16 protein-coding genes and 1 pseudogene are annotated in these 23,594 nt (G+C 62.2%); 11 read left to right on the top strand and 6 right to left on the bottom strand.

Translation table 11 applies throughout. From position 1 onward, the window contains the following. Positions 1 to 31: 31 nt before the first annotated feature. The gene (locus tag IPK17_RS08230) at positions 32 to 5,824 is read right to left on the bottom strand and encodes a DNA translocase FtsK (protein ID WP_343417205.1); all 5,793 of its coding nucleotides are present in this window, start codon (positions 5,822 to 5,824) and stop codon (positions 32 to 34) included. Between the two features lie 210 nt (positions 5,825 to 6,034). Between IPK17_RS08230 and IPK17_RS08225 the strand changes: the two genes are divergently transcribed. Beyond that, entirely contained in the window at positions 6,035 to 6,544 is a 510-nt protein-coding gene (locus tag IPK17_RS08225; protein WP_343417204.1) for a hypothetical protein, read from the top strand. A 179-nt stretch (positions 6,545 to 6,723) separates the two neighbouring features. On the opposite strand, the gene IPK17_RS08220 is transcribed toward IPK17_RS08225, so the two are convergent. Further along, a complete protein-coding gene (locus IPK17_RS08220) occupies positions 6,724 to 8,244 on the bottom strand; it encodes a protein kinase domain-containing protein (protein ID WP_343417203.1) in 1,521 nt (506 codons plus the stop codon). Between the two features lie 575 nt (positions 8,245 to 8,819). Next, a complete protein-coding gene (locus IPK17_RS08215) occupies positions 8,820 to 9,929 on the bottom strand; it encodes an AI-2E family transporter (RefSeq protein WP_343417202.1) in 1,110 nt (369 codons plus the stop codon). Positions 9,930 to 10,545: 616 nt separating this feature from the next. Here IPK17_RS08215 and IPK17_RS08210 point away from each other — a divergent pair. From IPK17_RS08210 to IPK17_RS08190, 5 genes are all read left to right on the top strand, one after another. Beyond that, positions 10,546 to 12,063, top strand: a complete 1,518-nt coding sequence (locus tag IPK17_RS08210; RefSeq protein WP_343417201.1) for an SH3 domain-containing protein — start codon at positions 10,546 to 10,548, stop codon at positions 12,061 to 12,063. Beyond that, positions 12,060 to 12,896 (top strand): methyltransferase domain-containing protein, encoded by an 837-nt coding sequence (locus IPK17_RS08205; RefSeq protein WP_343417200.1) that lies wholly within the window; start codon positions 12,060 to 12,062, stop codon positions 12,894 to 12,896. The genes IPK17_RS08210 and IPK17_RS08205 overlap by 4 nt, the downstream gene beginning before the upstream one ends. 115 nt (positions 12,897 to 13,011) lie before the next feature. After that, positions 13,012 to 14,199 carry an MFS transporter gene (locus IPK17_RS08200; protein WP_343417199.1) on the top strand — a complete coding sequence of 396 codons (1,188 nt, stop codon included), beginning with the start codon at positions 13,012 to 13,014 and terminating at the stop codon, positions 14,197 to 14,199. 615 nt (positions 14,200 to 14,814) lie between these two features. Next, positions 14,815 to 15,303 (top strand): SRPBCC family protein, encoded by a 489-nt coding sequence (locus IPK17_RS08195; protein ID WP_343417198.1) that lies wholly within the window; start codon positions 14,815 to 14,817, stop codon positions 15,301 to 15,303. A 19-nt stretch (positions 15,304 to 15,322) separates the two neighbouring features. Beyond that, entirely contained in the window at positions 15,323 to 15,772 is a 450-nt protein-coding gene (locus tag IPK17_RS08190; protein WP_343417197.1) for a hypothetical protein, read from the top strand. Here the strand turns inward: IPK17_RS08190 and IPK17_RS08185 are convergent. After that, positions 15,762 to 16,622: an NAD-dependent epimerase/dehydratase family protein gene (locus tag IPK17_RS08185; RefSeq protein ID WP_343417196.1), complete on the bottom strand. Its 861-nt coding sequence runs from the start codon at positions 16,620 to 16,622 to the stop codon at positions 15,762 to 15,764. The two genes, IPK17_RS08190 and IPK17_RS08185, sit on opposite strands and share 11 nt — an antisense overlap. Before the next feature lie 506 nt (positions 16,623 to 17,128). Here IPK17_RS08185 and IPK17_RS08180 point away from each other — a divergent pair. The 4 genes and pseudogenes from IPK17_RS08180 to IPK17_RS40990 all read left to right on the top strand — a co-directional run bounded on the left by IPK17_RS08180 (position 17,129) and on the right by IPK17_RS40990 (position 20,868). Beyond that, positions 17,129 to 18,574 carry an acyl-CoA dehydrogenase family protein gene (locus tag IPK17_RS08180; protein ID WP_343417195.1) on the top strand — a complete coding sequence of 482 codons (1,446 nt, stop codon included), beginning with the start codon at positions 17,129 to 17,131 and terminating at the stop codon, positions 18,572 to 18,574. A gap of 360 nt (positions 18,575 to 18,934) precedes the next feature. Then, positions 18,935 to 19,348, top strand: coding sequence for a hypothetical protein (locus IPK17_RS08175; protein ID WP_343417194.1), 414 nt, complete (start codon positions 18,935 to 18,937; stop codon positions 19,346 to 19,348). Between the two features lie 110 nt (positions 19,349 to 19,458). After that, positions 19,459 to 20,322 (top strand): annotated as a pseudogene (locus IPK17_RS08170) (sulfurtransferase); the annotation flags it as partial. Between the two features lie 102 nt (positions 20,323 to 20,424). Continuing rightward, entirely contained in the window at positions 20,425 to 20,868 is a 444-nt protein-coding gene (locus tag IPK17_RS40990) for a SufE family protein (protein ID WP_502748553.1), read from the top strand. Positions 20,869 to 20,944: 76 nt separating this feature from the next. Here IPK17_RS40990 and IPK17_RS08165 read toward each other — a convergent pair whose 3' ends face one another. Then, positions 20,945 to 21,631: an SDR family oxidoreductase gene (locus tag IPK17_RS08165; protein ID WP_343417193.1), complete on the bottom strand. Its 687-nt coding sequence runs from the start codon at positions 21,629 to 21,631 to the stop codon at positions 20,945 to 20,947. 93 nt (positions 21,632 to 21,724) lie between these two features. On the opposite strand from IPK17_RS08165, the gene IPK17_RS08160 reads away from it, so the two are divergent. Beyond that, entirely contained in the window at positions 21,725 to 23,104 is a 1,380-nt protein-coding gene (locus tag IPK17_RS08160; protein WP_343417192.1) for a toll/interleukin-1 receptor domain-containing protein, read from the top strand. Between the two features lie 7 nt (positions 23,105 to 23,111). On the opposite strand, the gene IPK17_RS08155 is transcribed toward IPK17_RS08160, so the two are convergent. Beyond that, the gene (locus IPK17_RS08155; protein ID WP_343417191.1) at positions 23,112 to 23,546 is read right to left on the bottom strand and encodes a DMT family transporter; all 435 of its coding nucleotides are present in this window, start codon (positions 23,544 to 23,546) and stop codon (positions 23,112 to 23,114) included. Positions 23,547 to 23,594: the final 48 nt, after the last annotated feature.

Below are 23,594 nucleotides of genomic sequence, written 5' to 3'. Positions count from 1 at the left end.
TCCGTTTAACATCTCGGTTACGCCAACCGTCTTACTTCGGCGGCGGCGGGAGCAGCACTTCGCGCGGTTTTGCGCCTTCGACCGCTGGCCCGACGATGCCGCGCTCCTCCATCAAATCGATGAGGCGGGCGGCGCGGGTGTAGCCGATGCGCAGCTTGCGCTGGAGCAGCGACACGGACGCGCGGTTCTGCCGCCGCACGAGGTCGACGGCCTGATTGTACAGCGCGTCGTCCACATCCTCGTCGTCCTCGTCGTCATCCCCGTAATCGTCGTCTGCTTCCTGCCGTGACAGGAAGCTGGACTGCTGGCCGCGCTTCCCATCTGACTTGAGCGGGATGGGGCTCTTGCCCTCTTCGTCGACAATCGCGCTGATGAGCGGCTTGGACGCGGCGATCATCTCTTCCTGCGTCATCTGGCCGCGCCAGAAATGCGTGATGTTGCCGAGTTCGCTGTCCGACACATACACGCCCTGCATACGCACCGGGGCGGGCGAGTCGCCGCTCATGTAGAGCATGTCACCGCGACCGAGCAGGCGATCCGCGCCGGGCTGGTCGAGGATGACGCGGCTGTCCGTACCGGAGGCCACAGCGAACGCGATACGCGCCGGGAAGTTCGCCTTGATCAAGCCGGTGACGACATCGACCGAGGGGCGCTGCGTGGCGATCACGAGGTGGATGCCAGTCGCGCGGGCGAGCGCGGCGATACGGGTGATCACGCGTTCGGTTTCGTCCGGCGCGAGCATCATCAAGTCGGCTAATTCGTCGATGATCACGACGATGTACGGCAGCGGGTCGGTGCCCTGCGGCAGGTGCTTGTTGAAGTCTTCGATGTTACGCGCGCCCGCGGTGCTGAAGCGGCGGTAGCGTTCGTCCATCTCACGCGTGACCCACTTCAACACGCTGACGATGCGTTCTAGCTCGGTCACGACGGGCGCGACCAGATGCGGAATGCCGTTGTAGCCCGTCAATTCGACGCGCTTGGGGTCGACCATGATGAACTTGACGGTCGACGGCTGGTTTTTGAGCAGCAGACTGGCAATGATCGCATTGACGCACACCGACTTACCGGAACCCGTCGTCCCGGCGATCAGCAGGTGCGGCATCGACGCGAGGTCGGCGGCGACGGGCGTGCCGTCCACGCCTTGACCGAGCGCGATGGCCAGCGGCGAATTGATCTTCTTGAACTCTTTCGACTCCAGCACATCGCGCAGGCGCACAATCGCCGATTTATCGTTCGGCACTTCAATGCCGACGTAGCCCTTACCGGGCACGGGCGCTTCCACACGGATGGAGCGCGCGCCGAGCGCAAGCTGAATGTCCTTGTCGAGCGCGGCAATCGAGCTGACCTTCACGCGCATCTTCTTGCCGCCGCGCACGGGCACATAATCCGGCTCGACGCCAAACTGCGTGATCACGGGGCCGGTGCGGACTTCGACCACGCGCCCGGGCGCGCCGAAACTTTCGAGCGTCTCCTGAATGGTGCGCGCGCGTTCCAGCAGCAGATTATGGTCGATCTCCTGATCCTGCCCGGAGATGATCAGATCGTCGTAGCTGGGCATCTTCCAGTCTTTCGGCGGCTTGGAGCGGACGATCTTGCCGCCGCCTTCCAGTTCGCCGACTTCGTCCACGCCGCCGAGAATGCCCCGCGCGGAGGGCGGCGGCGCCGTCGGGCGGCTGGTCGCGATGTACGGCAGGTCGTCAGCTGGTTTGCCGAACGCGGTCGAGGCCTTTTCGACGGGTTTATCCGCCTTGACGGGCGGATTGTCTTCCGGTCGGGCGTAGATGTGCGCCTTCTCCGGCGGCGCGACCGAGGCCGCGGGCGTCAGCGGCACAGCGGGTTTATCCACCTTGAACGGCGGGTCATCAGCCTTGAACGGATCGCGCTTCTCCGGCGTGAGCGAAGCCGCGGGCGTCAGCGGGTCGCGCTTTTCGAGCGGCGGCGGCACGGCGGCAGGCTTATCCACTTTGAACGGCGGATCATCGTGCCGATCAGGCGTGACCGAGGCCGCGGGTTTGTCCACCTTGAACGGCGGGTCGTCCGCCTTGAACGGGTCGCGTTTTTCGAGCGGCTGCGGGGGCTTGGCCGTCGCTTCGGGCTTCTCGCCTTCCGGGCGACCGGACAGCGTGTTCATACGCGACTGCCAGCTCGGGAGCTCGGTTTTCGGCGTTTCGGTCGTCGCCGATTTTGGCTTGGCCGGGGGCAGACTCGCCCACTTGCCGGTCTCGTCTTCCTCTTCGTCGTCGATGATCAAGCCGGTCGCTGCCTTGCGCACTTCCAGCGGCTTGTCGTCACGCGCGGGCGGGTCGGCAGGTTTAACGCTCTCCGCGGCGGCTTTGACCTCTTCGGTCGGTGTTTCCGCCTTGGCGGGTTCGGTCTGCCCGATCGGTTTACGTTCGAACGGACGCGGCTTGAGCAGATCGCCGAGGCGCGCGGGAGGCGCATCATCGTCCTCGTCGTCGCTGCTGAACTGGCTGGCCGCAGGTTTGATCGGCTCGGCGGGTTTCGCCGCCGGGCTAACAGCGTCCGCGGGTTTGGCGAAGGGGCTGGTCGGCTGCGCGGGCTTGAACGGCGACTCAGTCGAGGCCGCCGCGGGCTGCGCAAACGAACTGCTCGGCGCCGCGGGTTTGGCGAAGGGAGTGGTCGGATCGGCGGGTTTCGCCGCCGGGCTTACGGGTGACGCGGGCTTGAACGGCGACTCGGTCGAGGCCGCCGCAGGTTTCGCGAACGGGCTCGTCGGCTCAACGGGTTTGGCGGCGGGCACTGCTGGATCAGCCGTCGGCGCAGGCGTCGGATCGGCGGGCTTGGCCGCGGTCTCCTGCTTGCTGTACTGCGCGATCAACTGGTCGCGGCGCGACATGCCGCCCGCCGGGCGTTCGCCGGGCGTCGGAGCCGCGGACGAGGTGGTCGCCGGGCCGGGCATGCGCTCCGCCGCGGGTTTCTCGACGGTAGGCTTGTCCGGGGCTGTCACCGAGGCAGCAGCAGGCTTATCGACGGGTTTCTCGTCTTTCCGGGCATCCTCCGGCTTCGCGCCGAACGGCAGCCGACCACTCAGGCCACCCAAGCGACCGCCAATCCCGCCCGTCTTTTCGGGTTCAGGCTTGGTCGTGTTGGCAGTGGGCGGCGCAGCCATTGACGCCGCTGGCTTTTCGACCGTGCTCGTCTTGTCATCTTTCCTGGTGTCATCCGGCTTCGCGCCGAACGGCAGGCGACCGCTCAGGCCACCCAAGCGTCCGCCGATCCCGCCGCTCTTGTCCGCCTCCGGCTTGACCGGGTCAGCGACCGCGGTGGACGCCGCAGGCTGCGCGCCAGTGAGCGCCGCAGCGGGCTTCTCGACCGTCGTCGATTTGTCATCTTTCTTCGTGTCATCGGGCTTCGCGCCAAACGGCAGCCGACTGCCCAACCCACCAAAGCGACCGCCACCTTTGTCCGCGTCCGGTTTGGGCGCTTCCGCCGTGCGCGGCGTGGTTTCGGGATCAGGTGTGGACGATGATGACACCACCGTCGCCGCCGCGCCCGCCAGCGAGGCCGCGATCAACTCGGTTGGGCTGGGGCGGTTGGCTGATTTCGCGGGTTCAAGCGGCACAGGTTCGCCGCCGCGCATCGGCGCGGTGAACGTGCGTCCGCCCATCGTGATCGGGATGCTGCGCTCGGAGTCCGGCGCGGGCAGCGGTGCTTGCACCACCGGCGCGGGAATCGGCGCGGGCAGAGCTGCGGTCGCCCCTGCAGGCAGGGCTTCCTGACCGCTTTCGGGTTTGCTCACGCTGATCTGTGGCAGAGCCGCCGCGGCAGCGGCAGCGACCGCGGCTTTCTCCGCGCGGATGGCGGCGGCGCGCTGCTGGCGGCGGCGCACCGAGTCGCCGAGGCTGCGGAAGAGGCTGATCACGATGATCGCCAGATCCGACGCGCTCATATTCAGGGACAGCATCAGGCCGATAGTCACCCAGAGCACGAGCGCGAGGAAGCCGCCGATCTCCGACAGGTTGCTGATCAGCAGGAAGTAGATCTCCCCGCCGATGCGACCGCCGCCTTGCCCCAACTGCCACGAAATCGTGAGGAAAACATTCTTGACCGTCCACAGGTAATCCTGCCCCGCGCCGACTTCATAGCGCATGGAGTGGACGAACTGCATCGCCACCAGCATGCCGACGAACAGCAGCGTCGCGCCGATCAAGCGCATGCGCGGGATGACAGGCGCGTCGTCACCGAAGTGGCGCAGAATCAGCACCACGCCGATGGCGAAGATCACCAGCACCACGCCAATCGCGCCCCAGCCGAAGCCTTCGGAGAGCACGCGGTTGATCTCGGAGGTGAGCGCGCCCTTCACCGGGGAGAGGCTGCTTAACAGCAAAATCAGCGAGCCGAGCACCATCGACACGCCGAGGATATCGAGTTTATTGTCGAGCGTCAGCCCGGTTGCATCGACTTTGGGCGCTTTGCTGGCGCGGGCTTTCTTGGCGTCGTTATCCGCTTTAAAGGGATTCAACGCGCGCAGACGGTCGGAAAAACTGACCGGAGCGCCCTTCGCCCCGGCTTTCCCGGCGGGCGCTTTGCCCCCGGCTGGCGTCGCGGGCGCGTTGGGTTTCGCCCCACCGCCGCCGAACGGAAGTTTGCCGCCGAGGATGCCGCCGCCGCCGGAACTGGCAGGCGCGCTGCTGCTGGTCGGCGCTCCGGGTTTCGCGCCGCCCGTCGTAAACGGCGAGGTCTTCGCGTCGGCGGGCTTGTCATTCTTGTCACCGCCGCCAAAGCGATTACCTAAGCCGCCGAACCCACCGCCCGCGGGCTTGTCATCCTTCTTCGCGGCGGGCTTATCATCTTTTTTGTCACCGCCGCCGAAAGGAAGTTTGCTGCCTAACCCGCCGAGCGCGCCACCGAGGCCGCCGCCCGCGGGTTTATCGTCCTTCTTCGCGGCGGGTTTATCGTCTTTCTTGTCGCCACCACCGCCAAAGCGGTTGCCTAACCCCCCGAGTGTGCCACCGAGGCCACCGCCCGCGGGTTTATCGTCTTTTTTGGCATCCGGCTTGTCACCGCCGCCGCCAAAGCGATTGCCGAGCCCGCCGAGCGCGCCGCCCAGACCACCGCCCGCTTTGTCGTCCTTTTTGGCTTCGGGCTTATCGTCTTTCTTGTCGCCCCCGCCGCCAAAACGGTTGCCGAGCCCGCCGAAACCGCCGCCTTTGTCATCCTTCTTGGTATCGTCTTTTTTCTCGGGAGCGCCGCCGAAGCGATTGCCGAGGTTGCCGAGATTGCCGAATGCCCCCGCGGGCTTCTCGTCCTTTTTATCGTCTTTCTTGTCGTCAGGTTTGTTGGACAGTCCGCCGAGCGCGTTGCCCACCCGGCTCAGGGGGTCGTCTTTCGCGGGCGGGTTCGCGCCGGGGCGCGCTACACCACCGGGCGGAGGCGTCCCACCGCCACCCGACGAGCCACCACCACCGCTGCCGCCGAGATAGTTGCCGCCGCTGGGTCGAAACGGCTGCACGCCGCTGCCACCACCGGATGATCCGCCAGAACTGCCACCAGCGCCCCCACCGGATCCACCGCTGCCGGGCGTATTCGGGCGCGGGAAACCGCTGCCGCCACCCTGATTGCCGCCCATCGCCCCCGGCGATCGGACGGGACTTGGTGTGTTGATGCCGCCACCACTGCCCGGGGAACCACCGGGAGTCGGCGCGCCGGGATTGGGGCGTTGGGGTAGACCAGCGCCGCGCACGCTCGCGCCGCCGCTAGAGAATGGGTTATTCGTTGAGCGGCGAATCTCGCCGTCATCGTCTTGTTCGTCTTCGTAATCGTCGTCCTCGGGATCGTCGTAGTCGTTATCGTACTTACTCATAGGCCATATCCACATCACTTAAGAGGACGGAAAACCCTCACAGGGAATACGCGCGACCCTATGAAAAGTTGCATCACCGATAGGATAGCACAGTTTTTATTTTTTTCGCATTAGTTTAGCACAAAAGTTCTGTTAGAGAGCGGCGGTCACGGGGAAAAGCGGAGGAAGGCTTAAGCAGGCTGATGCGACCCAAGCCAAGTTTATGATAGAATGCTGCGCAGTGTAGATAGCAGTCAGCAAGCGCCGGAGCCCAGCATGATCGTCTCCGCCGATACTCTGTGGCGGCTGAACCACGAATATTCCAATCGGCTTGCGAAAGCGCATACGTATTTCGCGCTGCTCGAACAGCTCGTGGACGAACGCGACGGGCAGGATGAGCAGCTCGGCGCGGCCTTGCACTATACGCTGGCGCATCTTGACGCGCTTAAAGGCGAGCACCGGGATTGGCGCTACGCCTACTTTTACGAACACCCCGACTCGAAACGCATGGTGCAGACCGATGCCGCTATTCAGGAGGCGCTGGGCACGTTCGTCCGGATGCGGTCGCAGCATGAGCGCTACCTGATTGATCTGTATCAGGCGCTCGAAACCATCCCCCGCCCGCACCCCGGCCTGACCACCGTCCCTGCCAATGGCGACCTATGGGACAAGACCCGCCTCGCCCTGTATCAACTGCTTGACTTCAACAATTACGTCGAAACGCTCGGCGCGCCCACGTAGACATATCCCAAATATATCCCAAGCGAGTCCGCCCCATGAGTGAGCGACTCGAGTCTTATCCCAAGTTATCCCAAATAGGTAATCGGGGCAGCGGACGCCCCATCCAATAAAAAGGGCGCACTGCGGTGCGCCCCGACGAAAGACTCAATTTGGTTTACGTGGATGTGGTAGGCATTTCGCTACAGCGCCTGCAGCTCATCCAGCAGGATGAAGCCCTGCCGCAGCGCGTTGAGCGCCGCTGCGTGGCGATCTTTCGCCTTCATCTTGTCGATAGCGCGCGCCAAAATCTCGATCACGCCGGGCATCGTGAGGCGCATGCGTTCGGCAATCGCCTCGTTATCATAGCCGCCCGCCACGAACAGCAGCACGCGGCGTTCCTCTTCGGTGAGCTTCGAGCCATCCGTTTGCCCGAGCATCCCGGTGACAACCCGTTCCGCGACGCCGCGACCGAGCACGAGCGTCCCGCCGACCACCTTGCGGATGCCGTCGAGCAGGTCGTCTTCGCTGGAGGACTTGAGCAGATAGCCATGTGCGCCGGAGCGCAGCGCCTGCGTGATGTACCAGTCCTCGTCACGCCCGGTCAGGATGAGCACTTTGACGTTAGGCGCTTGCTTGCGCACATCCGGCAGCACTTCCAGCCCGCCTTTGATCGGCATGTTGAGGTCGAGCAGCAGCACATCTGGCTGCAAGGCGAGCGCTTGCTGGTAGGCAGTTTCGCCATCGCCCGCTTCGCCGATGATGAGGATCTCGTCGTGCTGCGACAGGAAGTTGATCAGCGTTTTGCGCAGCATGGTGTGATCATCCGCCACGAACACGCGGATCGGGCGCTGTGTATCCGGCGCGGTGGCGGTCGTTTCCGGGCGCACCACGCGCGAGGGCTGTGTCGGCAGGTCATTGCCATCCGGGCGCAGCGCGGCGACCAGTGACTGCGCCATCGCGTCAGCGGATTGGAAACGGCGCACCGGGTTCTTTTCCAGCGACTTGAGGATCACGCCTTCGAGCCCCACGGGCAAATCTGGCACGACCAAACGCGGCGGTGGCACGGGCTGCTTGACATGCTGCATGAGCAGCACGGGAATATCATCTGACGAAAACGGGAGCTGCCCCGTCGCCATTTCGTAGAGCACCACGCCGAGCGAATAGATGTCCGTGCGGTAGTCGAGCGAGAAGCCCTGCGCCTGTTCCGGCGAGAGATAGGCGGGCGTGCCGATGATCATACCGTCGGTGGTGACACGCTTGGCGTCTTTGGGCAGCGCCAACCCCAAGTCCATGATCTTGACGTGGCCGCTCGATGTCACCTTGATGTTGGCGGGCTTAATGTCGCGGTGAATGATCTGGCGTTCGTGGGCGTAGTGCAGCGCCCCGGCGATCTGCCGACCGAGGTCGACGACCATCTCCGCGGAACACGGGATATATTTCGCCAGCGAGTCGCCTTCGACATATTCCACGACGAGGAACGGCTGTTCGTGCTCCTCTTCCATGTCGTAGATCGCCATGATATTGGGATGATTGAGCAAGGCGACAGCATGCGCCTCCTGAAAGAAGCGCTTACGCACCGTGTCGCGCACGTGGGGCAGCAGCACTTTTAGGGCGACTTCGCGCCCCAAGCGGCGATCCAGCGCCTTGTATACGGTCGCGGTCGAGCCTTCGCCGAGAAGTTCTTTGATTTCGTAACGGTTGCGGAGCGTCTTTCCAATCATCGTCGCTTGACCTTCATAGACCCTGCAAGCGCCACAAGAATAACATCCCCGTGAACTGATTGCACGGAAAACCCGCCCTATGTCCGATTGAAATCAGTCTTTAGGCGGAGTCAAGGGAAAGCGATGTATACCGTTAGGCGCATGGCAGGATAGTTTTCACGTTGGGACATTAAGAGGGAAAGTTCGGTGTGAAAACAGCGGACGCTAAAAGTCTGACCCCACCCCCAGCCCCTCCCCGAATTCAGGGAGGGGAGACAGAAAAGAGCACGCAGCTCTTGTAGAAGTATAGAAAACCTTAAATCAGTACCGGACAAGCCCTAAGTCCCTCTCCTCTCCTCTTTTCGGTTGAGGACAGGACACTTTTAATATTGGGCCCCATTAAGATTCGCGCCTGAGGGCAACCGTATTTCGTAGGGACGCGCAACGGCGCGTCCGTTTCGCCCCCATCCGGCGGACGCCCCGTTGGGCGTCCCTACAATTCCCGCGATTGTTAAAACTGTCCTGCTTCTCGGAGAGGGGACTTGAAAAACCCGCAGTTTCCCCTCCCTGAATTCGGCTGATGGTGCAGATTCAGCCTACGCGCTCGGGGACACATCCAATTTGGTGTCGGGGGCGGTGAGCAGAATGCCGCCCTTCACCGGGACCGAGGCCGCGACCTCTTCCCGCTTCGGCTCGATGATCAGGTGGCGCAGCAGAATCATGGCTGTGCCCGCCAGCGGCACCGAGAGCAGACCGCCGATCACGCCGCCGACGCTGAAGCCAATGAACAGCACAAGGATCACCAGAATCGGGTTCAGGTTGACGCTGTTCGCCATCACACGCGGCGTCAGATAATGATTTTCGACCTGCTGCACGAGCACGAAGCTGACCAGCGCGAACACGGCATGGAGTGGCGAACTGAGCAGCGCGAGCAGAGTCGCGGCGGCCGCGCCGATATAACCGCCGATGATCGGCAGCGCCGTCGTCACGCCGATGATGAACCCAAGTGTGACCGCGTTCGGCACGCCGAAGAGGGTCAGCAGGATGAAATTCGCTACGCCGACGAACAGCACGACGAGACCGACGCCGCGCACATACGACCCGAGCGTGCTTTCAATCTCGGTGAACATCTCGCGAATGCGCATGCGGCGCCCCATGGAGAAGAGCGACGAGAGAAAATTGATCGCGGAGTCGCGGGAGGTCAGCCAGTACACCCCCATCACGACGGTGAGCACAAAGTCGCCGACCAGACCGCCGAACTCGCCCGCCAGCGCCGGAATGGATTCGCGCAGTTGGGTGACGATGTTCGTCACCGTCTCGCGAATGCCGTCTTCGTCCAGAAGCGTGATGTCGCTATTGAAGCGCTGTTCGATGTTCCTTTCGAGCCAATCCTGCGCGACGATGATGCGGCTGGCGAGCCGATCCTCGTTTTCGATGTACCCGGCGAGCCGATTCGCCGCGGGCGGCAGCACCGCCAGCAGCAGCCCAAGGAGGGTCAGCATGAGCGCGGCGTACACCAACAAAATCGCGAGGCCGTGCGGGATGCGGCGGTGAGATAACCAGAGCACCACGGGGCGAACGGCCGAGGCGATGATGATGGCGACGAGCATCACGATCAGAATGCGGATACTGAGAAATAAGGCATAAGCCGCTGCAATGGTCAAAATCACCACCAGCGTGTTGCGGAACACCTGCTGAGTTGTCATGCTGCCTCAATTGCAAATATAACAAATCTCCTTTCTAAGGATACGCGTATTCCTTAATTAAGGCAATAATGAACATCTGAGAAGATGGTGAGGGGTGAAACGGGTGCGCACGGGCATTGTGATAAGTGCAGACGACGGTGAAGCAGGTAGAACGGTCGGTGTTCGCGGTCTGCACACGCGATGAAGAGAGCGTCCCAAACGGGTTTTTACCACACTCTCTAGATCGTATCCATTGCTTCCGACCCCTCCCCAAATTCAGTTTAGACGCCGACAGTTTTGGAATAAGGTCCGTCAGCGCATGCACCTCCTCTCTCCGAGGCTAGGTGGGATTTAGGGGTAAGACTAAAGTAGGTTCTCGAAACAAATCCACGAACGCATGTAGGGGCGCACCTGCGTGTGCGCCCGAAACCGGGCAGACACACAGGTCTGCCCCTACACGAAGACTTTCGAAAGACCACTTTAGGCCTTATCCCCACTCGCGCCCTGCGATCAACCGATGCAAACAGGCGTTATGGTTTACGATGGTCAGAGTGGCGCTACACTAAGAGCAGTGGTTTTCACCTGCTTCAACTCCAAAAACGTCTTCGCCCGTCCCCAACTTAAGGAGCAAGCTTTGATGATTCGCCGACTGTTTCTCCCCATCCTGTTCGTCTTGTTGATTGCACCCACGCTCGTCAGCGCGCAAGCGGGCGCGTGGGAGGTGACGGTTGCGGCTCAATTGGGCGCGAACTGGAATATCTACCGCATCACTCCGGATGGGGTGCAAGCGCCGATTCCGCTGCCCGCCGGGATGATCATTTCCTCCAATCTCACGCAGATGCTGGTCTCGTCTGATTTGCGGTATGCCGTCGTCACGCAGAGTTCGGCGGATTACAGCACGTCCTACCCGCCGCGCGTCGCGGATTTGAAGCTTGGAACCTTCTACGAACTGACGCTGCCTTTCAACCAACCCGGCGCCTATACCATGAGCGGGTTTGATCCGAGCGGGACGCGCTTTGCCCTGTCGACGGTCGTCGGCGCAGTTGGCCCCGACTATCCGTGGCGCGGGATTTTTGGTGTGGTCGATGTAACGACGGGCACATTCACCGATTACACTGAGCAGATCGTGATGACCGGCCTCACCAGCAGCATTAACGGTTGGTATCAGTTGGGCGACTGGGATGCAAACGGCATCTATATGTACCCGAGCTGTTACGCCTGCGAACCGCCGTTTGAGGGCGAATACGCGCAGTGGAGTCCCGATACGTTCGCCTACATGCCCGTGACCGGGGTGATCTTCTCGATCTTCGCGGAACAGCTCGCGGTCACGCGTGAAATCGTCTCCCGCGCTTACTCGACCGATTACCCGTTCAGCACCGAGCCGACCGCCTACTTCCCCATCCAGAACATTCTGGTCTACAAGCCGTCGGCGGCCTTCCTGCCGACCTTTGAGGGGCAGACGGGGGAGCACGAAATCACCTCCATGTCCCCGGTGATCTTCAATGACCCGAATGTGGTGGATCTCAGCGTCGGCCAGTCAGAATGGGTGGCGGATGGGCAGTATGTGCTGGCCGTCAACAATGGGTCGGGCATGCTCATTAATCGTGCGGGCGGCATGAATCCGATTAATCTAGGGTTCCAGCCGCCGGAAGTGATCGGCACGACCGATGGCTTCCTCGCCCTGCAAGACAACGCGGATCAAATCATCGTGCATCACTTCACCGTGCCAGGTATGCAGGATCAGGTGCTGGGCTCGCTGGCGATTGGCGGGCGGCTGTCCATCCTCGCCACGCCGGATCTCGGCGCGACCGCGGCGCCTGTGCTGGCGAACTTCACGCCCGTGGCGGCGAACTTCGCGCAGTTGGAAGCGATCATGCTCGCGAAGCAGCCCGTCTGCCCCGGCTTCATGCCGTCGCGGATTTTCCCCGGCCAGCAGGCGCGGGTGACGCCCGGCGCGGCCAACCGTCTGCGCAGCATCGCCTCGACTTCCGGCGATGTGGTCGGGCAAATCCCCGGTGGCGCGACCTTCCAGGTGATCTTCGGGCCGGAATGCAGCGAAAATACCGCCTGGTGGTACGTGAACTATGAGGGCGTCCAGGGGTATACTGCTGAGGGTATGAACGGCGAATATTGGGTGGAGTTGGTTCGGCCATGATTGTGTTGTCCCATTTTCAGATCAAACCGCTGCTGGTCGCGCGCAAACGTGGCGAACTGACGGCGGTCACGTCGCCGGATCTCGGCCTGACGAGCATTCAAGTCCCCGTGCAAGGTGAGCGCATCACGTTTGCGGACGGCGCCAGCCTCTCGTGGGAAGATGCTGAAGAGATCACTGAGCAGGAAGTCGCGTGCTTCGCGCTGGAAGGCGACACGATCCGCAAAATTCAGGCCTTCTCCGACGTGACGAACCGCCATTGTTCGCTCATGCCGACCGAGAGCGCCCCGACCATTCTGATCGCGGGCTTCCCGATGCACCGCATCAAAGGGACGAATCCGTTTCAGGACACGCTGACCAAGATCAAGGCGGCGAACCCGACCGGGGCCGTGCTCGACACGTCGATGGGGTTGGGCTACACAGCGATTCAAGCGGCGCACACCGCCGAGAAAGTCATCACCATCGAGCTTGATCCCGCCGTGATGGAAGTCGCGCGACAAAACCCGTGGTCGCGCGAACTGTTCGCGAGCCCAAAGATCGAACGGCGCATTGCCGACAGCTTCGACGAGGTCAGCACGTTCCGGCCGGAAACCTTCGCGCGCATCATTCATGATCCGCCTACCATGCAGCTCGCAGGTGATTTATACTCCGGGGAGTTTTACCGCGAACTGCATCGCATCCTGAAGCCGAATGGCCGTTTGTTCCACTACATCGGCGACCTCGAAAGCCCGTTCGGCGCGCGCGTAGCCAAAGGCGTCATCGACCGCCTCGGTAAAGCGGGCTTCCGCAGCGTCACGCGCCGCAATGAGGCGTTTGGCGTGGTTGCGGTCAAGTAACCTGAATTCGGCGCGGGAAACACAAATCGGCTAGATCAACGTCAGGACGAGGGCATACCTCGTCCTGACCTTGTCATGAATCGGCAGGCAGCGTCAGCACCTAAGGGAAATTATTGTGAATCGCACGTACATCACTATCGGGTTGGCCTATGCTTCGTTCATTGGCTTAGGGCTGGTGACGGGCTTGATCAACGTCGCGTGGACGCCCATGCAAGCGGAGTTCAACATTACGTTGGATGGTACGCTGCTGCAGCTCCTCACCGCCAGCACCATCGGCTATCTGACCGCCAGCTTCTTCAGCGGGCAGGTCATGGGGCGCATCGGCGCGGGCAAAATGCTCATCATCGGCGCGGGCGTGATGGCGCTCGGCCTGTCTGGTTACGTGCTCGCCCCCGCGTGGGAACTCGTCGTGCTCAGCGGCTTGATCACGGGCTTGGGCAACGGCCTGATCGATGGCGGCTTGAACTCGTATATCGCCGAACATCACAGCGCGCGCGCCATGAACTGGCTGCACGCCTTCTTCGGTGTGGGCGTCACCATCAGCCCAGCCATCATGACGGCGATCCTCGCGGATGACCTGTCATGGCGCGTCGGTTACGGGCTGGTCGCCGTGTTTGAAGTCCTGCTCGTGGTCGGGTTTACGCTCTCCGCTGGTTGGTGGAAAACCTCCGCCGCGCACCGCGCGGATGGCCGTCAGGTGAGCATGTTGGCGACGCTGCGCCGCCCGATTGTGTGGTTGGGCGTGCTGCTGCTGCTGCTCTATGCCGGGCTGGAGACGACGCCGGGACAGTGGTCGTTCAACCTGTTCACTGAAGCGCGCGGCGTCGATGCGGCGCTGGCGGGCTATCTCGTCAGCGTGTACTGGGGCAGCTTCACCATTGGCCGCATGATCTTCGGCACGCTGCTCAAGGGCTTCTCTTCGCGCGTGTTCATTGGCTGCATTGTGAGCGCGCTGACCGGGGCGATCATGCTGTGGTGGAGTCCCATTCCCGAAATCGGTTATGCTGGTCTGATTCTGCTCGGCTTCTCGCAAGCGCCAATCTTCCCGCTGCTGATTTCGACCACGCCGAAGATGGTTGGCGCGCAGCACGCGCCAAATGCCATCGGCTTTCAGGTGGCAGGCGCGGGCGTTGGCGTCGCGCTGCTGCCGGGCATCGCCGGGGCGCTGGCGGATAACTTCGGCATCGGCGTCATCGCGCCGTACATCGTCATCTGCGCCACCCTCTTCCTCGTGCTGTATGTGTTCGGTATGGCGCGGCGCGCGCACGTCGCCAACGCCGAGCCGGTCGCCGTGGAAGGCTAAATGCTGCGTCCGGCATCTATTCACAGATAAGCGAGGCTTGTTCGTAGGGGCGCACGGCCGTGCGCCCCTACGAAGAGCCCCTCTATTTGTAACGTGAGTTAGGGATAAAACAGCCGAGTGGCGATGATTTTGCGTGACTGCCCTGTGTATCCGACCCCACCCCCGGCCCCTCCCCGAATTCGGGGAGGGGAGCCAGCAAAAGCGTCTTTTCTCCCCTCTCCCCGCTTGCGTGGGAGAGGGGTTGGGGGTGAGGGGTAATCCGTATCGTTTTCTTAAACTGCATAATTGCGTCCCTACACAAGGACAATTTTCTCGTAGGGACGCGATTTATCGCGTCCGCGAAATCCCAAAACCGACCCGTAACCGATTTTCACGGTGTTCTACGCACTTACCGGCGTGCCTTGCCCCTACACACAAACAAGCAGCTTCGTCAAATGGCTTCTACCCCTAATAATCACTAACGGACGAGCGTAGGCTCGTCCGTTGTTTCGAACGAATTTTCGAACAAGTCTTCTATATACCTTGACAGTTATATAACCAATATGGTATATTAGATTGACGCTGCGCTGTCACAACTGACCAGTTTTGTTCGAACATCTGCCTGAGGAGAGCACCATGAGCCAGACATACAAAGCCACGCTGACGATCCCGACCGACCGCGATATCGAGATCACCCGCGTGTTCAACGCGCCGCGCCGCCTCGTCTTTGAAGCGATGACGCAGCCCGAGCACATTCGCCACTGGTACGGCCTGCGCGCCGACACCATGACCGTGTGCGAGTTCGACGCGCGGGTCGGGGGGCAGTGGCGGTTCGTGACGGTGGGCGAGGATGGGGTCGACATCGGCTTCTCCGGCGAAGTTCGCGAGCTGTCCCCCTATGATCGTCTGGCATATACCGAAGAATTCGAAATGATGCCGGGGCACGGCAGTCTGGTTACGGCGACTTTCACCGAGGCCAACGGCAAGACGACCATGCACATGCAGGTGCGCTACGAGTCGCAGGCCGACCGGGATGCCGTCATCGCCTCGGGTATGGAATATGGTATGAACGAGACGTATGACCGCCTCGACGAACATCTCGCCACCATGAAGACCGCCGCCTAAGCCCAAGGGGAAAACCAGAATGAGCGAGCAATACGCTGCGCAGTCCACGCCGACACCCAATCCCGATTTGCAATCGCTGGATCGCTTGGTCGGCACATGGGAAGTTTCCGGCAGCGTGCAGGGCACGGTGAGCTTTGAATGGCTGGAAGGCGGCTTCTTCCTCATGCAGCGCTTCGACTTCGATCACGGTGGTCACCATGTGCAGGGCATCGAGATCATCGGGCACGAGCAGCCCTTCGGCGGCGAGCCCAGCGCAGACATCAAGTCACGCATCTATGACACGCTGGGCAACACCTTCGAATACACCTATGAACTGCTCGGCGACACGCTGACGATCTGGGGCGGAGAGCGTGGTTCACCCGCCTACTACCGCGGCACGTTCAGCGCGGACGGGAACACCGCAAGCGGCGCCTGGATCTACCCGGATGGCGGCGGCTACGGCTCGACCATGCAGCGCGTCACCCGGTAGCGCCCAGTTCCTGCTGGAACCCCACGCGCCATGATGGGTAAGTGGGGTTCCAGCCGGCCGCGTGCGCCTTCGCATTGGAGACACCGCGTTCCCACGCGTCACGCCGATGCTCAATCGGCGGCGGCGGCGCGCCGATCAGGCTGGCGTAATACGGCAGCCAATCGGTGCCCGCGGCGGGCTCATCGTCGACGATGTTGTACACCCCCGGCGACCATGTCAGCGCCGCCAGCGCGGCCTGCACCGCATCCTCGACATGGACAAACGACGCGATGGCATCGGTGGCGGTGAGCGCGCCACTCCGCACCTGTTCGGTCGTCAAGCCATCCCGCGCGTACCACGTCCCCGGCCCATACAGCAGACCATAGCGCAGCACCACGCCGTTCGGCACCTCCGTGACGGCATCTTCCAGCGCCTTGACCGCCAGCACGGTGCGGCAGCGGGGCTCCGGCGCGTCGAGGTCGAGCGGGTCGTCTTCGGTGGACGGACGCTCGCCCGCGCCGCACACCCACGCGATGCTCTGGGCGATCATCCGCTCCACGCCGCAGGCGCGCGCCGCATCGACCAGATTGCGCGTGCCTTCAACGCGTAAGCGCGAATTGGCGGCAAAGTCGCGTGCCACCAAGTCCGTCAGTTGATGGGCGACTACGTCGGGCTGGGCAGTTTGCAGCGCGCTGTAGACGCTGCTGCGTTCGAGCGCGTTCATGAGGATGGGGCGTGCGCCCGTCACGGCGATATAGTCGAGCTTATCGGCGTGCCGTGTCGTCCCCGTGACTTCGTGCCCGGCAGCCACCAGCAGCGGCAGCAGCCGCCGCCCGACCGCCCCGGTCGCGCCCGCAAGTAGAATTTTCATCGGCAAGTCCCTCATCTGATTTATGTCGATTGTAATTGATAGCGAAGATCTTGGCGAGGGTCATTGGTACCGGTGCCGACCCCACCCCCATCCCCTCCCCGAATTCAGTTGACGGAGGGACAGTTTTAACAATCGAGGGGATTGTAGGGACGCCCAACGGGGCGTCCGCCGGAATAGGGGCGCAACGGACGCGCCGTTGCGCGTCCCTACAAACCACGTTTTCCCTCAAACGAGCTCCTTAAGGGTTCCCCATGTTAAAAGTGTCCTGTCCTCAACCGAATTCGGGGAGGGGAGACCGATTTCCCCCTCTCCCCGCTTGCGTGGGAGAGGGGGCTAGGGGGTGAGGGGAGTGATTCCGCAATTTGCCTAGCGAACGGTTTTAGCGAGCAGGTACGCTCCAGCGCACAGCCTGTGTCCATTACCGCCGCGCCTCGCCGTAGTCATAGGGTTTGGGGGTGATTCCCGTTACAATAGAGGTAACACAGAGGCGTAGAAAGGTCCTGATCATGCGCGCAGACGTACTCCTCTCCCCAACCAATTTCCTCGAACACGGACTCAAAACGGAATTGCCCTATCTGCGTGAGCTGGAAACCTTCTGGGAGGCGGAAGGCCGCACGATTTCAACGGCTGTCGATCAGGCGGGGACGCCGTGGCTCAAGCAGTTTGACCGCTTCGGCCAGCGCATCGACCAGATCGACTACCCGCCGGATTACTGGCGGCTGCTGCGGCGGGGCTACACAGCGGGCGCGATCTGGCGGGGCTACGAGAACAAATTCGCCGAATCGTTCCTCATCGGCTACCTGACCTCCTACTACGATCCCGGCCTCTACTGCCCATATACAGTCTCGTTCAGCACCGCCGCCGTGATCGACAAGTACGCCGCGCCCGACATCCGCGAGCGCTTTTTGCCGCCTATGCTGCGTCACGACGACACGGTGTGGCAGGGTGCAACGTGGATGACCGAGGCGCGCGGCGGATCAGATCTCGGTGCAACCGTCGAAACAGTCGCGCGGCCAAATGGCGAGGCGTGGACGCTCACGGGCGACAAGTACTTCTGCTCGAACGCGGGCGCGGAGGTGGCCGTCGTCGCGGCGCGTTCCGAAGGCGCTCCGGCGGGTGTGCGCGGGCTTGGGCTGTTCGTCGTGCCCCGGCTGCGCGCTGATGGTTCGCTCAACTACCATGTGCGCCGCCTGAAAGATAAAATCGCCACGCGTTCCGTCCCCACCGGGGAAATCGAACTGCGCGACAGCGAAGCCTACCTGCTCGGCGAACCGGGACAGGGCATTTATCACATCATGGAAGTGCTGAATCTCTCGCGGGTGTGTAACAATATGGGCAGCGTCGCGCTGATGCAGCGCGCACTGGCCGAAGCGCTGATCTTCGCCCAGGGGCGCGAGATTTTCGGCAAGAAGCTGGCTGACCAGCCGCTCATGCGCAAGCAGATCGAAGACCGTGTCGAAGCGCTGCGGATCGCATTCTGTCTTGCATGGGAATCGGCGTGCATGGCGGCGGAAGTGTGGCGCGAACCCGCCCCGCAGTACAGCAATCGCTTCCACTTGTTCCGGCTGATCACGCATCTGGCGAAGTACTGGACGGCGGAACAGGCCGTGCAGACCGCCAAGTGGGCGATGGAGGTCAACGGCGGCATGGGCACGCTGGCCGAGTTCGGCGTCGAACGCCTGCTGCGCGAGGCGATGATCCTCAACATCTGGGAAGGGCCGCCGCACCGCCAGATTCTCGACGGGATCGAAGTGATGGAGCGCAAAGGCGCGCACAAGCTGCTGTTCGATCACCTCGCGCCGTATGATGAGGACGAATGCGAACCGCTGCAAAGCCGCGTCGATCTGTTCCTCACGCTGGGACAGGAAGAAAAAGAGACGTTCGCGGAAGAGCTGTTCCGGGATGTCGCGGCGCTGGCGGGCAAGGCGCTCAAACAGAAGTATGTGGGGTAGACCAACCCCACCCCCGGCCCCTCCCCGAATTCAGGGAGGGGAGACCGATCGGAGGCATTGTGTAGGGACGAGGCATGCCTCGTCCTGAGCGGTTTGGCGGGCGATCACGGGATTTTACGCAGTTACCGACCAACCTCACCCCCGCCCCCTCTCCGAAAAGAGGAGAGGGGAAATCAGATCGCTTACATAGGGACAAGGCATGAGGGTGTTGAAAAAGGTCAGATTCCGACCCCACCCCCAGCCCCTCCCCGAATTCAGGGAGGGGAGACAACAGCACTCGCAACGTCTCTCCTCGCTCTTCTTTTCGGAGAGGGGAGAAAATGGCACGACCGCATAGGCAAGTTTTGAGAAAGGCAGCGCATGCAGCAGCATTTGAACACGCTCAACGAACTGGCCAGCGCCGTGTCGACGGTCGCGGAGATGGCGCGCCAGTCGCAGACCTACCGCTTCAACGTGAGCGGCGCGATCACGCTGTATATGGACCTTGAAAGCGCGGAAGTCCGCGTGCTGCGCCGCCCCGACCCGGCGGTCGAAGTGATCGCCAATCTGCAAGTGCCGTTCGCGTGGCGCATCGCGACCGATCAGGATGAGGCGGGCGTGTATGTGGTCGCGCGGCGGCGTCCGGTGGTGGGATCGGTCGCGTCGGCGGCCTTTCAGGTGAACGTGCCGCCGGACACGTACATCGTGCTCAAGCTCAGAGACTGCCGCCTCAGCCTCGACGCGCTCACCGGCACAGTCGAACTCCCCGGCGACGGGACGATCAAGGTGACGTAGATCGTCTCATCAACCGTTTAACCAAAACCCTCCGACCTGAGGGTTTTGTTTTCTCCTCAGACAAGTTACTATCACAGTCATCTTGTTTATTCATGAGGAGCAGCACACACATGGCGCAAGACATTTCCCAGCGTGGCTATGCCCGCCCCGACGTCCTCGTCTCGACGGAGTGGGTTGCCCAGCATCATAAAGACGCGAATCTGCGGATTATCGAATCGAACGAAGATCCGCTCCTCTATGCCAGCGGTCACATCCCCGGCGCGGTGCAGGTCGACTGGACGATGGACCTCAACGACCCCCTGCGCCGTGACTACCTGAACAAAGCGGGCTTCGAGGCGCTCATGTCGCGCATCGGCGTGACGCCGCAAACGCTGGTCATCTTCTACGGCGACAAGAATAACTGGTGGGCGACCTATGCTTTCTGGGTGTTCCAGTTGTTCGGTCACAGCAATGCCAAGGTGATGGATGGTGGGCGCGCCAAGTGGGAACGCGAAGGCCGTCCGCTGACGCGTGAAGTGCCGAGCCACGCCGCGACCCAGTACACCGCGCCGGAACGCGACGACTCGCAGATCCGCGCTTTCCGCGATCAGGTCTTGCAGCATTCGAACGCGGGCAAACCGCTGGTCGACGTGCGCAGCGTCGCCGAATACACAGGCGAACGGCTGCACATGCCCGACTACCCGAACGAAGGCGCGCTGCGCGGCGGGCACATCCCCGGCGCGAAGAATGTGCCGTGGAGCAAAGCGGTGAACCCGGAAGACGGTTCGTTCCGCCCCGCGAACGAACTACGCTCCCTCTACGAGCAGGAACAGGGACTCTCGCCGGATAAGGACGTGGTCACCTACTGCCGCATCGGCGAGCGTTCGTCGCATACGTGGTTCGTGCTCAAGTACCTGCTCGGCTACCCGAACGTGCGCAACTATGATGGCTCGTGGACGGAATGGGGCAATCTCGTCGGCGTGCCGATTGAACGCCAAAGGGGAAGGGGACGGGGGCCGGGCGCCCCGCGGGGGGGGGGGGGGGGGGGGCCCGGACCCTCCCCCCCCCCGGGGGGGCCCGGTAGAACGGTAAAACCAATGGCGAAGTATCCCGAAGGGCTGGCGGAGATCGTCGCGGACATGCAGTCGATCACCGACCGGCAAGAACGTGTCGATCTGCTGATCGAAATGGCGGATCGCTTTGACGAGGCCAAAGTGCCAGCAGCGGTGGCGATCAAGCCGTATGGGGCGGAACACAAAGCGCCCGCCTGCGAATCCGACGCCTATGTGTGGGCGGTGGATCGTCCCGATGGCACGCTGGACTTCTATTTTGACGTGCTGAACCCGCAGGGTTTGTCGGCGATGGCGATGAGCGTGCTGCTCAAAGAGACGCTCGACGGTCAGCCCGTCGAGCAGGTGGCGCAGGTGAGCACCGACATCGTGCCGCAAATCTTCGGGCGCGAGATCAGCATGGGCAAAGGCGCGGGCTTGAGCGGCATCGTCTCGCTCGTGCAGTACGAAGCGAAGAAGAGACTGAAGTAGTCTAGCCTCACCCCCACTCGCTGCGCTCGTTTCCCCCTCTCCCAAGGGAGAGGGGGTTAGGGGGTGAGGTTGGCTTTCACCACGGCATTTCCGCGCCGTCGTGCCGGAAAAAGCGACCGTTCGCATCGCGGTTTGCCTGGTCGATGACGCGCAGGATGCCGCTCACCGATTGCTCCGGCGTGAGCGGCGCATGTCTGCCGCCCATATCCGTTTGTACCCAACCCGGATCAATCGTAAACGCCGTCAGCCCAAGCGGCTTGAGGTCATGCGCCAGCGAGCGTGTGTACATATTGAGCGCCGCTTTGGTCGCGCAGTAGGTCGCGGCGTAGCTCGCGTCCCGCAGTTCCAGCGAGGCGAGTTCCGACACGAGGTTGACGATCTTGCCAGTTGCCCCGCGTTTGAGCAGTTCCAAAAAGCGCTGCATGATCAGCACGGGCGCGATGGTGTTCGTCTGGAACATGCTCAGCATTGACGCCTGTTCGAACGTGCCGAGGCGTTCGTCCCCTTCATTGCTGATCGCCGCGTTGTTGATCAGCACGTCGAGTGAATCGGTCTGCGCGTTGACCGCGTGATAGGCGGCTTCGATGCTGGCCGGATCGGCCACATCCAGCGGGATGAGCGTCACGCGCACCGATTCCAGCGCTTTGAGTGCTGCCGAGGGCGTGCGGTAGGTCGCGAAGACGCGCTCGTCGCGGGCGGCGTACTGCCGCGCCAGTTCCAAGCCAATGCCGCGTGACGTCCCGGTGATTAGTATGCGTCTCATGGACTACCTCCCTACGCTGCCGTGTACCGTGCTTGCTTATTCATTTAACGGGTTTCATAATTAACGCTGTGGATTATACGAGAGTCGCCAGATATGACCACCACCAGCAGTAACGCCGGAACGGAAAGCATCTTCATCTCCTACAGCCGCCGGGACTGGGAGTCGCATGTGCGCCCCCTGGTCGACCGTTTGCGCCAAGCGGGCTTTTCGGTGTGGGTGGATCAACATCTGCTGCAAGGCGGGCAGGACTGGCGCGACGAGATCAATGCCGCGCTCGATCAATGCGGCCGCATGATCCTGTGCGTCTCGCCGGACGCGCTGGAATCAAAGTATGTGCGCCTCGAATACCGCTACTTTCTCGACGAGAACAAACCGATTATCCCGGTGATCTGCCGCGAAGCCAAACTGCTGCCGGAACTGCGCCCGCTCCAGTGGATCGGCTATGACATGGACGCGCTGATTCAACTGCTCGGTCGTCCGGCGATTAACGTGAACGACAGCCCGACCGCGGTCATCACGCCGCCGTCGATTCCCAACACGCTGATTCGCAAGCTGATCACCTCGGACAATGCGACAACCATGCGGCAGGAGGCCAGCCTGCGCGGGCACGACAAGCCGATCAGCAGCCTGACGTTCGCGCCCAACAGTCTGTCGTTGGCGTCGGCGTCGTCGGATGGCTTGATCAAGGTGTGGGATATGGCCTCCCGGCATGAAGTGCTCACGCTCGCCAACCGCGACGCGCTCTACGACCTCGAATATTCGCCCGATGGCAAAGTCCTCGCGGCGGCGCTCGGTGCGAAATTTGGCAACACCAGCACCTTGATGCTGTGGGATGTAGGGACGAATCAGTCGGTTGCCCAGTTCGGTACGCACGGGACGCGCTTGTTTGAGATCGTGTATTCGCCCGATGGAACGCGCATCGCCTGTGCCTGTTGGGATCACACGGTGACGGTCTGGGATGTGGCGACCCAGCAGAAAGTCGGCACGCTGACCGGGCATACCGGGTCCGTGTCGTCAGTCGTGTTCTCCGCCGATGGTTCGCGCATGGCGACGGGCTCGTGGGACGGAACGATCAAACTATGGGATGCGGAGAGCTACGCGCTGATCGGCACGCTGACCGGACATACGGATCAGGTCAATAACGTGGCGTTTGCGCCCAATGGCAAACACCTCGCGTCGGTCTCCGCCGATCAGTCGGTGCGCCTATGGAACACGCATGCCTTGGAGCAAACCATCGCCTTCAATCAGGGCGCGCCGGTGTGGTGCTGCCAGTTCGCGCCGGATGGCGACATTCTGGCGACGGGTGGCATCAATGGCGCGATCAAGCTGTGGTGTATGTCCACGCTCAAAGAGCTCTCGACGATCTACGGGCATCAGAAGCCCGTGCTCGCGCTCGATTTTTCGCCGAATGGCTCATACATGGCGTCCGGCGCGCGCGATGGGTCGATCACCGTGTGGAGCCCCGCGGAGTAGTTGGTCGTTACTTCACCATCAGATACCCGCCAATGACGAGCAGCACGGCAGCGATCACGCGCGTCAGGTCAATCGGGCGGGCAGCGCTGAAGAAGCCGAAATGATCGATGATCATCCCGGCGATCAACTGGCCGAGAATGATCAGCGTGACGGCGACGCCAGCGCCGACCCGCGGCAGCGTGTGACTCACCGTGACCATAATCAGCACGCCGAACAGCCCAAGCAGAAACATGTACGGCGGCAGCGCGCGCCAATCGCCAATGTTTTCGCCGCGCCGGGCTACGAGCAGCGCCAGTGAGAGCACCGCGCCGCTCAAGTGGACGATCAGGCTGCTGGCCGCCGGGCCAACGCGCCCGCTCATCACCCCGCCTAACGGCGTTTGAATACCCACGCCAATCCCGCCGATCAAGCCGATGATGTAGGTGAGGATCGATTCAAGCACAGTGTTGTTCTCCTAAATAAGGCTGTTATTGAACTGGAAATGGCACTT

It is taken from the genome of Candidatus Flexifilum breve, assembly GCF_016713355.1.
The sequence above is the reverse complement of the archived record's forward strand: the minus strand, read 5'-3'. Positions and strand labels throughout refer to the sequence as shown.